General features: G+C 58.0%; 9 protein-coding genes. All 9 read right to left on the bottom strand.

Annotation, left to right across the window (positions count from 1 at the left end; genetic code table 11):
* Nucleotides 1–651: 651 nt before the first annotated feature.
* The 9 genes from E3O62_RS10960 to E3O62_RS10915 all read right to left on the bottom strand — a co-directional run bounded on the left by E3O62_RS10960 (nt 652) and on the right by E3O62_RS10915 (nt 10,901).
* On the bottom strand, nt 652–1,893 hold the full coding sequence (locus tag E3O62_RS10960) for a glycosyltransferase family 4 protein (protein WP_134398521.1): 1,242 nt from the start codon (nt 1,891–1,893) through the stop codon (nt 652–654).
* A 10-nt stretch (nt 1,894–1,903) separates the two neighbouring features.
* Nucleotides 1,904–2,905, bottom strand: a complete 1,002-nt coding sequence (locus E3O62_RS10955) for a glycosyltransferase family 4 protein (protein WP_134398520.1) — start codon at nt 2,903–2,905, stop codon at nt 1,904–1,906.
* A gap of 74 nt (nt 2,906–2,979) precedes the next feature.
* Complete coding sequence (locus E3O62_RS10950; protein WP_166786467.1) at nt 2,980–4,254, bottom strand: hypothetical protein; 1,275 nt, start codon at nt 4,252–4,254, stop codon at nt 2,980–2,982.
* Between the two features lie 145 nt (nt 4,255–4,399).
* Nucleotides 4,400–5,533 carry a non-hydrolyzing UDP-N-acetylglucosamine 2-epimerase gene (gene wecB, locus E3O62_RS10940; protein WP_134398517.1) on the bottom strand — a complete coding sequence of 378 codons (1,134 nt, stop codon included), beginning with the start codon at nt 5,531–5,533 and terminating at the stop codon, nt 4,400–4,402.
* On the bottom strand, nt 5,530–6,630 hold the full coding sequence (locus E3O62_RS10935) for an NAD-dependent epimerase/dehydratase family protein (RefSeq protein ID WP_241973437.1): 1,101 nt from the start codon (nt 6,628–6,630) through the stop codon (nt 5,530–5,532). The genes wecB and E3O62_RS10935 overlap by 4 nt, the downstream gene beginning before the upstream one ends.
* Before the next feature lie 2 nt (nt 6,631–6,632).
* The gene (locus tag E3O62_RS10930) at nt 6,633–7,679 is read right to left on the bottom strand and encodes a polysaccharide biosynthesis protein (protein WP_134398516.1); all 1,047 of its coding nucleotides are present in this window, start codon (nt 7,677–7,679) and stop codon (nt 6,633–6,635) included.
* The gene (locus E3O62_RS10925; protein ID WP_134398515.1) at nt 7,679–8,920 is read right to left on the bottom strand and encodes a glycosyltransferase family 4 protein; all 1,242 of its coding nucleotides are present in this window, start codon (nt 8,918–8,920) and stop codon (nt 7,679–7,681) included. Before E3O62_RS10925 ends, E3O62_RS10930 begins: the two co-directional genes overlap by 1 nt.
* Nucleotides 8,917–9,891: an NAD-dependent epimerase/dehydratase family protein gene (locus E3O62_RS10920; RefSeq protein ID WP_134398514.1), complete on the bottom strand. Its 975-nt coding sequence runs from the start codon at nt 9,889–9,891 to the stop codon at nt 8,917–8,919. The genes E3O62_RS10925 and E3O62_RS10920 overlap by 4 nt, the downstream gene beginning before the upstream one ends.
* Nucleotides 9,888–10,901 carry a glycosyltransferase family 4 protein gene (locus E3O62_RS10915; protein ID WP_166786466.1) on the bottom strand — a complete coding sequence of 338 codons (1,014 nt, stop codon included), beginning with the start codon at nt 10,899–10,901 and terminating at the stop codon, nt 9,888–9,890. Before E3O62_RS10915 ends, E3O62_RS10920 begins: the two co-directional genes overlap by 4 nt.
* Nucleotides 10,902–10,911 lie beyond the last annotated feature (10 nt).

The raw sequence follows: 10,911 nt of genomic DNA, 5'->3' as shown, positions 1-10,911 counted from the left end.
TCCGCCGCGTGACAACGGGCACAAACTTCCGATAACCTAACCCCGCGACCTGGGGAGCTTCGATGAGCAGGACTGGGGAATTTCGCTGAGCGCCGTCACAGAAGCGGGAAACCACACCACTCACGGGGACGTAACCTCTGGTTGGCGCTGAAACGCAATACCCAGTGGCGCTCAACCGCAATAACGGGTGGCGCTCAAGGGATCAAATACTCAGGCATTTCTTCTGGCCGCCAGTGGGCAGTTCGGATTGGCCATTGACAGATCAGCTGTCCACACAGATGCGATCTTGGATTCGAGCATCCGCAACAGGATCTGGGCCAGGCCCGCGCGGTGCATCGTGAGGGCGCGCACGGGCCTCACCCGGGCATGATCCCTAGGAGATGACGCCAGTGGTGCTGGGCCACATCACTGGTGGTGCTCTCTCGTACGATCGGTGGTGCTGAACCGCACGATTGGGTGGTGCTCACAGCATCAAATATTCAGAGCCGTTGCCGAGTCAATTTTGCGGGCTTGGTCCCGGTAGAGGAGCGTACGAGCGGCCTGAACCGAATTCGAGCGCACCTACGCCGCTGAGCCAACCAGCGCGTCTAGACGGAGCCCCCAACGAAAAGGTGGAGTGAAACCCGTGACACGGCTTCCCAGACTTGACTTTCACGCGCTTACTTTCGTCGAAGTCTCCCGGGAAAGGTCGAAACTCAGAAAAAACTCGACGATTCGATTCCCTTGCATCAGGACAGACTTCTGCTCCACCACGAAACGCTGGCCGCGAGTAGCGCGTTCCCATGCGGCCCTCCGATCGGATTGAACCTCCAAGATCGCGCGTGCCAAGGATTCAACAGAGTCATCATCGACGAGCACGAGGTGCGGAAGATAGGCGACCGGGATGCCGGACAGACGAGTGGTCACGACGGGCACACCTAGAGTTAAGTATTCCAGCAGCTTCGAGGGAAAGGAGTATTTCACGAAGCCTTGGGCCGCAGGTCTCGGATTGACCAGAAGTGCCGCGCTGCGGAGGCGTACCATCAGTTCTTTGTGTCCCAGAACTCCGCGATAACGGATTCGGTCGTCTATTGCGGACTGTTCGAGGACCCAAGGATCCAAGGTTCCCGTACCGTACAGATCCAGGCGCAGGCGTCCTCCGGGGATGCTCTGAAATGCCCGGACGAGATTCTTAACCCCGTACTCGGCACTGATCCCGCCGGCATATGCAATCACGTACTCGTCTTGCTCTTCCTCCGGCGCGCCAATTGGCTCCGCGAGTTGCGGATCGACGAACCCCTCCAGAATTAACCGGGCAACTGCGGGGGCAAAATCGTCCGCGAGGGCGGGTGTAAGTGCGATTACCCCGTCGAAACCAGATGCGAGATACCTGGTCAATCTGCGATCTATTCCCTTGAGCCCCCTGGCGAGACGACTGTCCACCTCCCGAACGAGCCCCGGCGGGTCTGTCATAACCAGACAAGTGCTCACCTTTAGGGCGTGACCGAGGATGCGCGCGAATAGTAAGAAGGGAGTGTGCACGCCGTGCACAACGACGACATCCGGCGATTGTCCCCGAACAAACTTGATCCCCCGAGTGAGGCAGGAATGCAGGCGTGTCAAGTGTTTCAGCACAAGAACATTTACAAAGCCCAACGTGATTCCGCTCACGCCCCGCTCCTCAATACTGTGAGAGCGGATCACGATATCGGGGTACTCCGGAAAGTTGGGGACGGGGAGAGCCGATAAAAGGGACACTGTCACGCCTGCTGATCGCAGAGCACCGACGAGATTCCAAGCGAATCTGTGAGTTTGGGTCGGTAAAACCGCACTTCTCTGAGAAATCTCATCGAGAAGCGTGTCGTCTACGGTGAATCCCAGAAGGACGACGGAATTATGCGCGCGGGGATTCATCGGAACGAATTCAGCCTTTCAGGATTTGCGTGTAAACGTCAGCGAGGCGAGACTTCATGTGCTCAGTGGTGTAGCCCGCCTCAATTACACCTCGAGCCTCCTGGCCAAGTTCCGATCGTTGCAAAGCGTTGCCCAAGAGCGTTTCAATCGCGGCGCCAAGCGCTGAAGGGTTGGACGGTGGCACGAGTATCCCTCCACCCTTCGAAATGACCTCGGTATTCCCGCCGACGCTCGATGCGACTACAGCCACTCCTGCCGCCATCGCCTCAAGCAGTGCGTTGGACATGTTCTCGTGCAGGCTCGGCAAGACCGCAATATCCGATGCGTGGAGAAGTCGAGACACATCGTGGCGGCGCCCCAGCATGTGGATTTGTGATCCCTCCACAGATCTTGCCTTCTCCGTAATCAGATCCGAATCTGGCCCATCCCCGACAACAAGCAAGTGCTTTTGGACTTCCCAATTCCGAGGGAGTGCGTCAAGGGCGTTAAGGAGGTCGATGTGGCCCTTATCAAGAGAGAGCCTCGCGACGATTATTAAGACGAGATCTTCCGCGCCAATAGAGAGCGCCTGTCTCGTCGATAGTCGCTCGAAGGCGGAACTCGTTGTCAGGTCAACTCCATTCGGCACGACCCCAAGGACTTTTCTTCGGACTGGTCTGAGGATTGGTTTCAAAAGGGCGTCCTCGCAGACAGTCACCACGTGCGTCGCTAGAAGCAGCGTAAGGGGCTCCAGCACGAGAGCGACGAATCGGCGCCGAAGCGTCCTCGGGCCGTTGACCAGGTCACCCACCGAGCCGTGAACGGAGACAAGAATTCGCGGGACGCCTGCCAATCTCGCAGCGAGAACTCCGTGGAATCCCTCGTTTCCCAAGCCTCGAATGTGCGCGAGTTCGGGATCAAAGAGGCGCATTTGTTTCGCCATGCTCCGAACCAATCTCAGATTAATACCGCCTGCCGCTTGCGGTTGAGGCACATGACAAAGATCGAACTGCGTCCCAAGGTCTGACGCCATCAACCGGCTGAGGGCTCCGATCGGCCCACCCGACCCGGGCACGCCAAATGAATGCTGAACAATCCGTGGACGCCTCAATGAACTTGCCCCAATCGAATTTCGCTCTTCCCGCTGTGTAGCTTGCCGCCGACTAATCGCCGAACGACGTAAATCCCAAGCAGTGTAATGAACCCAATCGCAGTGTACCGAGCGCTCATCAACTGATTGTTTGCAGGCACATAAGCAATGAAGATGGCCATCTGAGAGAAAAGAACGAGTGACAGCGGATCACGCTCGATTCGTGCGCCCAGCCACATGCGGGCCATGAACCAGCCGGCAATAGTCATGAAAAGTGCAGCACCAGGAAACGTTAGGTCGGATGCCAACCACGGATATACTGTCGCCCAATATTGCCCGGCTGGCCACCCAGTGGCCGCCTCGGTGCGTTTTGGGTAAGAACGCTCTGACGGATTTTCCCCTCCCAAATATTGAGTCTTATAGCTCCCGAGTGCTGGTGCACCGCCCAGCCCTCCAGCCGAAACGAATGGCACCCCAAGGTTCTTCGACAGGCCGATGTAGCCGTTCGTCGGATAGAACATCGCGACCGCCAACCCGCGAGAGAACTTCTCTCCGAACAGCGAGGTCATCAGCGGATTGGGGACAAACTGCCCCGCCACACTCGTACCTTCGACCCGATCGCCCTGATTATTCGCAAGATACCCGACGAAACCAACGCTAAGGACAATGACCACAACAGCAAGCCAACGGCGCGTTTGCGTCGTCGCCTTCGATGGGCGGCCCTTCTCGAGTGCAATGGCACTAGCGGCAAGGGCCGCGATCGCCATAACCAGCAGATCGCCAATGCCTTTTTGCGTCCCGATGAACACGAAGTAGCCGACGTACGAAAGCGCCGCAGTGACAGTGAGAACGCGCGTGGCGACCCCGATTCTGCGCCAGTAGTAGATCGTTACTGGCACTAGGACGGCGTATAAAGCGCCCGTGAGAACGGCGAGCTGAATCGGACGGCTTGTACGCCCGCTTGTCTGTTGCTCAATGTAAATGTTGAATTTTGCATAATAGCTGGCGGAAGGGTTCATTGCAGCGGTCACAATGTCTCCTAGACCTCTCGCCCCGTATTCCTCAAGCGATGCGATGGAGAACAACAGAAACCACAGTGCGCTAGCGACGATAACACCTCGAACCAGCGGAGTGATCTCGCGCGCGTCCCCGAGGTCCATTCTGTAGCGCCTTGATTGGCGAATGCTGAGATGGTAGCCCAGCGCAAAAAGCGCTGTTGCAGACACTACAAAAGCAACCATTCCCGGAAGATTATTTGCCTGTGCACTGTATGGACTGATCAAGAACAACACGAGAGTGCCTAGGAGGTACGCGAGCGAGACCCTCAGGGGGAGATATGCCTGGTTCAGGTCAAACTGCGCGCTGCGTAGCTCCCCCGATACTCCAGTTTCTACTAGCTTCTTCATTCTTTCGACTCGAGTTCCTGGCCCACGCCGCCTAAGGCGTACGAATACCGGCCCTTTGCTTGTGGCTCTGAACCGATGACCTGACAAACGCTAGGACCCGACGAGAAGTATCATCAATGGCGTATTCCCAAGGCGGAGAGACGGGTCCGTCTGTGCGGAATTCTTCCAGAGTGATACGCACGCCATCGGCGATGGCGCGCGAGGATACCCCCACAGTAATAATTCCTCCCACGTCAAGTGCCTCAGGCCGTTCGATCGAGTCCCGAAGCGTGACAGCTGGAAAGCCGAGGAGCGTAGATTCCTCGCTGATCGTCCCACTGTCGGACAGTACTAGCTTCGCTGACTTCTGCAGTTGGACATAATCGTTGAAGCCGAAAGGAGGGTGAAATATCAAGCCGCCTTTCAACTCGTCAGGCTGATTTTCGAGACGATTGCGCGTGCGCGGGTGAGTAGAAACGAGCACAGGCAACGAGTGCTCCTGCCCTAGCTGATTCAGGGCACTAAGAATAGATGCTAGTCGCGCTGGATTGTCGACGTTCTCCTCCCGGTGGAGGCTGACAAGAAAATATCCCCCACGTGTAAGTCCCTGGCGCTCGAGCACATTGCTGGAAGCGATTTGGGTCGCATTGGCCTTGAGAACCTCCTTCATTGGAGATCCGGTGAGCAATATCCTCGACGGGTGTATACCTTCAGAGAGAAGATTGCGGCGGGCGTGTTCGGTGTACACAAGGTTGTAATCCGCAACGTGATCGACCAGTCGGCGATTCACCTCTTCGGGGACGTTCTCATCGAAACAGCGGTTGCCCGCCTCCATGTGGAAGACGGGAATCTTCATTCTTCGAGCCATGAGGGCTGAGATGCAGCTGTTCGTGTCGCCGAGCACAATCATCGCGTCAGGTTTCTCCGCTGCCAAGACAGTCTCCACCTTGGTCAGGATTGAGCCCAAGACCGCGCCGAGCGAAGTCGTATCGGCGGCGAGGAAGTGATCCGGACGACGCAGGCCGAGGTCCTCGAAGAACACCTCGTTCAGCTCATAGTCATAGTTTTGCCCGGTGTGAACTAACACGTGATCCGTATGCTTGTCAAGCCTTTTGATCGTCGCTGCGAGCCGGATAATCTCTGGACGGGTGCCCACGACGGTGAGCACTTTGAGTCTGTTGGTCATTTTCTTACGGTCTCCGCAATCGTGTCAGGACACTCAAAATTGAATATTTCATTTGACCAGAAAGACGTGAAGAGCAAGTCCGGGCCGGTGTTGGTGATGGTATGCGCCCACATCGTCGGCATGTCAACCGCGACGGGCTCGTCACCTGTCACACTGAATTCGAAAACCTCGTCGGTGAACAGACGACGCAACCCGATAGTTGCTTCGCCGGCCAACACAGTGAAGCGCTCGATCTTCCGACGGTGAAAATGGTCACCGCGACTTATGCCGGGTTCTGTCGTCGAGAAGGAGGACTGCCCACGTCCACCGTGCGACCGCACGATCTCGAAAAAAGACCCTCGCGCGTCCGCGTGACGCGTCAGCCGCACGGGCGCCTGCTCGGGGAACGTGTATGAGCGATACGTATTGAAGAGGTCGCGGTCAAACTTGGCCGCCACATCCGGTATCTCCCCCCGCCTGTAGACGGAGTCGATCGCTGTGAGGCGTGCAAGCAGACCGGCAACCGATTCATGAACTTCCTTTTCACCTGCCAAGGCTGCCCCACCTGCGCCAAGGAGGAGATCGGCGGCATCCTGTGCGTGCAAAAGAGTCAAATTCTTGTCATCGGCCACAGCTGGCGTCTGCCCCTGGGCCAGCATGTGACAGAAGGTCGCGGTCACCGCGTTATAGAACGGGCGTCCGTGCTCACCGAACAAGTTAGGGAGCCGTACGTCCAGGTAGTCGGCGCCAACCTGCTGGGCCGCGGATTCCAGGATATCCGCGGCCGCGGCCTTCGCGTTCCCATAGACGCTCCCATTAGTTGACTGAGTCGAATTAGCGAAGACGATGACGGGCGGAGGCGTTTCGGCGCGCACAATAACCGAGGCCAATTGCGTGGCGAATCGGATGTTTTCACTCTGCACTTCTTGGTCCGAGCCCCTGTTCACACCAGCAATGTGGATGAGCCGAGCCGAGCCGTTCAGCGCCGAGATTGCATTTGCCGCGTCAAAGCCATCGCCAACGGTAATCGCGTGAGACTCGCCGCCGAGTTCACGCAGGGCCGCACGCGTGTGCCAGCCAAGGAATCCATTTGCTCCCGTCATTGCAACGTCAAGCACGGCTAGACCGTCCGCTCCGTGCGTATCCCGGCATCGAACAGTGCCGCGCGCACCTCCGGCAGGGTCAGGAGGAGGTCCTGGACTTCGTGCAGGGTCATCCGAGATACGGTATGCGAGTCATAGTCGTCAAAGTGGGCCTGTTGGATGTCCCCCTGCTCGACATAGATATTGTAGTTGAGATCACGATTGTCGGCATGAATACGGAAGTAGTCCCCCATGTCCTGGGCTCGAGCCAGCTCTTCACGGCTTGCGAGCGCCTCAGAAAGCTTCTCGGCGTGGCGGGTCCCGATTACTTCGACCCTAGCGGACGAGCGGAAGAGGATAATGAGCGCCTGGGCGAGGTCACCCATCGTGCAGGCCTTCGCTTTGCGGATGAAGAGGTCACCCTGCATTGCGTTGTGGAAGGCGTACTCAACTAAGTCCACCGAATCGGCGAGGGACATCATGAACCGGGTCATGTCAGGGTTCGTGACGGTGAGGTTCTTTCCAGCCTTCAGTTGCCGAATAAACAGCGGAATGACAGACCCACGCGAATACATGACGTTGCCGTACCGCACACACGAAACGGTTGTTTCGGCATGCGGGTTGTTCAGACCGTAGGACTGCGCGACTTTTTCCATCATCGCCTTGCTCATACCCATCGCATTGACGGGGTAGACAGCTTTGTCCGTACTCAGACACACGACGGATCTAGCTCCGGCATCGTCCGCCGCGCGCACCACGTTCTCGCTTCCGAGGATGTTCGTCTTGACAGCCTCCATCGGGAAGAATTCGCATGAAGGAACCTGCTTCAACGCTGCAGCGTGGAAAACGTAATCAACGTCGCGCGTGGCGCGTTCAACGCTTTGGTAGTCGCGAATGTCACCGACGTAGAAACGGACCCGAGGATCAGAAATCTCACTCCGCATAAGGTCCTGTTTTGCCTCATCTCGGCTGAGTATCCGAATCTCGTCCACGTCCCGCGTCAATAGTTTCTTTGTAACGGTATGACCGAACGACCCGGTCCCGCCCGTGACGAGCACCTTCTTATCTGCGTACCGTGATGTCATTATGTACTCGCCCTTCTCATACCCAAATAGTGGAGGGATGCCTCCACCAAAATCTTCTCAATTGCACCCACGCCGCTGTCGATTGACATTGTCGAGCTGTAATATTCCCGGGCGTTTCGCGCCATTTCCGACCTCTGAGCGGCGTCCGTTGAGCCCGCGTCAGTGAACGCCTGTGCGAGCTGGTCGACATCCTCCGGATCACAGGCGTAGCCGATGCCGTTGCTCCGGACCATGTCTTGCACGTCCCCTCGAATGGCGGTGATGACTGGAATGCCGTGAGACAGACTCGCCTGTAATTTCGAGGGAATCGTGCCCTCGAATATGGGCCGATCCTTGAGGGAGACAACCTGAAAATCAGATTGCGCATGGATTGCTTCCATGAGTTCCGGGGCCACCCTTCCTTTGAAGTGGACGTTATGGGCATCGAGTTCACCTGCCAGCGCACGCAGCCGCTCCTCAGCCACACCGGATCCAACAATCGTGACCACGACATGGTCCAGATGCTTCACGGCGTTTGCCGCGCGAATGACGGTGTCAAGCGATTGATGGTCACCGAGATTGCCGGCGTATACGATGGATACCTTCCCCGTCTCGACCGGTTCAACGCGCGGAGCGGCCAGCGGGTCTTCTGATGCGTCCCAGTTGAGAACGGTGTGAAGGCGATCGGCCGGCACCCCCCGGGAAGAGAGCATCCGTGACATTGACGGAGCGATGGCGATGGTGGCGGACGCGGTTCGGTACAGAAAACGCAGCCACGGGTTGAGCATGCCGCTCAGAATGCGCTTGGTGATTCCCGCTCCGATCATGGAAGAATCAGTGACGGATTCAGGCCAGAGGTCCTGGATGTGAAGGACATACGGGGTGCCGAATAGTGTCCGCCAAACAGACGGACCGATCGCCGGAGTCATTTGAGTGGCATACACGTAGACGACGTCAGCAGCACGAACGAACCCACGTGCGGCCGCGGCACTCCCCGCGAAGGTGAGGTAGTTAGCAAACCTGGCGATGGGGTTATAGGAGTGGCTGATAACCATGGGGACGCGGCGAACCCTGATGCCGTCGACCCACTCCGTTGTAGGCAATCTGTGACGATAACCTGGAAACAAGTTGCCGTCCGGGTAATTCGGGTAGCCCGTGATCACCCGAACTTCATGACCGCGCGCTGCCAGACCGCGCGCCAGTGTGTCGGGGATGCGGATGGCTTCGGGTGTGTAGTACTGCGAAACTATTGCGATCTTCAATTCTTACGACCGCCTGCTTCTGGCTTGCGATCTTCGAGATACCACGACACTGTGCGCAGAATCGAATCCGCGTAGGCGTGAGGGGGCTTCCAGCCCCATTCAGTAGAACTGGAACCAGGGACCACCTCAAGGGATTCGGTGAGGCGGCTCACAATCGCCGCCTTGCCGGTGATGCGGCCCCCCAGGCGCATGACTGCGAGTGGCAGGGGGAAGACTCGCGACTTCCTGCCCATGGCTGAAGTCATCTCTCTCAGTAACTGAGGAGTTGACGGGCTGAAGGCGTCGCCGGCAAGGATCAGCGCTCCCGCTGCGCGCGGGTCACTGGCACATTTCTCCAGCAGATCGACGAGATTCCAGACGGACACCATCGTGCGTCGGTTCCGAAGAACACCCAGGGGCAACGGCACACCCACGCGCACAAGAGACAACATCTTGGCGAAGTTGCCCTTCACTCCGGGCCCGTAAACCAGAGGTGTTCGAACTATCACGATTTCAAGAGCCGAGTCGCGCTCCACTCTGCGCAACTCGATCTCTGCTTCGTGTTTGGAAATGCCGTATGGATCGTTCGGCGCCGGCCGGTCCGAAGCGGTGAACCCGATGCCGGACGTGCTTTCACCGTTGACCTTGATGCTGCTCAAGAACACCAAGCGGGTGACGCCCTGTGTTGCGGCCGCTCGCGCGAGCGCTGCCGTGGCCAGAGAGTTGACCCGGCGAAACTCGCTGAGCGGGTCGGCGGCCGTGTCGTTCATGACATGAACTCGTGCTGCGAGGTGGATGACAACGTCGAAGCCTTGGAGCAATCCCGTCCAGTCGGTGGCCCCGGACAAATCACCCATGACGACCTCAGTCGTTCGCTCTGGTGCGGAACCCTGAGATCGCACGCCACCACCAACGGTGTGGCCAACGCTCTCCAGATGGGAAGCCAGATGGCGCCCAACGAAACCGTTTGAACCCGTAACGAGGATCTTCATGAGGCTCTAACTTTCTGGATGTGCTCGCTGTGCCATTGGGCACTTCTCCCGAAGGCGGCACCGAACCCGAGGTAGCCAAACGCAATCGCGCCCAGCAGCACCAGCCACAGCGCCCAATACTCGGGGAGCATCAGATTCATGATTCCGACCGCGCCGGATACCAGGCTTAAACCGGCCACGATCGACGAGACTCTCAGGTGGGACATCCCACCATCCGTCAGACGCTGGTAGGTATGCCCTCGGTGCGCCTCAAACCAGCGTTCACCACGAAGAATTCTGCGACCCAGCGTGGCCCCGGCGTCAGCCAGGTAGATGACCAGCGGCCCAAGAACCGACAGAACCGGTACTCCATTCGTGATTGCCGCGACCGCGATTATTCCGATAGAGCCACCGAGCAGGTAGCTGCCGACGTCGCCGAGGAACATCCCCCTACCGAACAGGTTCCAGGGAAGGAAACCCGCGAACGCCAGCGCAAGGACAATCCCCACCATCCACAGCCAAGGCATATCGAGAATCACACCGAAAACAGCGAACACGGCACCAACAGCAGCACCGTGGAGCCCTGACATCGCATTAACACCATCCATGAAGTTGGCGACGTTGATATAACCGGCTACTCCGATGGCAAACACCGGCACCGTCCACCACCAGCCGCCCGAAGCAGTGACAACCATGCTGGCACCGGCAACACCAATAGCAAGTTGAAGACCAGCACGCAGCAAAAGTGGAACGCCTCGGAGATCTTCGAACCAACCCAAGGCACCAGAGGAGAATGCGACTGCGAGAATAATCAGAAGAAGCGCTGGAACCAGTGTCTCCCCGAAGGCCGCGAGTAGCGCAAAGCCGACAGTGATCGACAGCAGAGGGGCCAAGCCCGCACCGCGGATGGCCGAACCGGTGTGGGACGACCGTTCATTGGAGATGTCGAGCACATTCAGCCTCACCAGAAGAGGCCTGACCAGCACAGGTGCCACCAACGCCAGGATCAGCACCATGACCAGTGCGAACAAGACTCCTTGA

It is taken from the genome of Cryobacterium sp. TMT2-15-1 (assembly GCF_004402345.1).
GTDB lineage: Bacteria > Actinomycetota > Actinomycetes > Actinomycetales > Microbacteriaceae > Cryobacterium > Cryobacterium sandaracinum.
Note: the sequence above shows the minus strand (reverse complement) of the source record. Positions and strands in the feature narration are given on the sequence as shown.

Excerpts from the sequence above, each read along its gene's own strand:
- E3O62_RS10960 (WP_134398521.1), bottom strand. The coding sequence starts at position 1,893 with ATGAATCCCCGCGCGCATAATTCCGTCGTCCTTCTGGGATTCACCGTA.
- E3O62_RS10955 (WP_134398520.1), bottom strand. The coding sequence starts at position 2,905 with ATGGCGTCAGACCTTGGGACGCAGTTCGATCTTTGTCATGTGCCTCAA.
- wecB (WP_134398517.1), bottom strand. The coding sequence starts at position 5,533 with ATGACCAACAGACTCAAAGTGCTCACCGTCGTGGGCACCCGTCCAGAG.
- E3O62_RS10930 (WP_134398516.1), bottom strand. The coding sequence starts at position 7,679 with ATGACATCACGGTACGCAGATAAGAAGGTGCTCGTCACGGGCGGGACC.
- E3O62_RS10920 (WP_134398514.1), bottom strand. The coding sequence starts at position 9,891 with ATGAAGATCCTCGTTACGGGTTCAAACGGTTTCGTTGGGCGCCATCTG.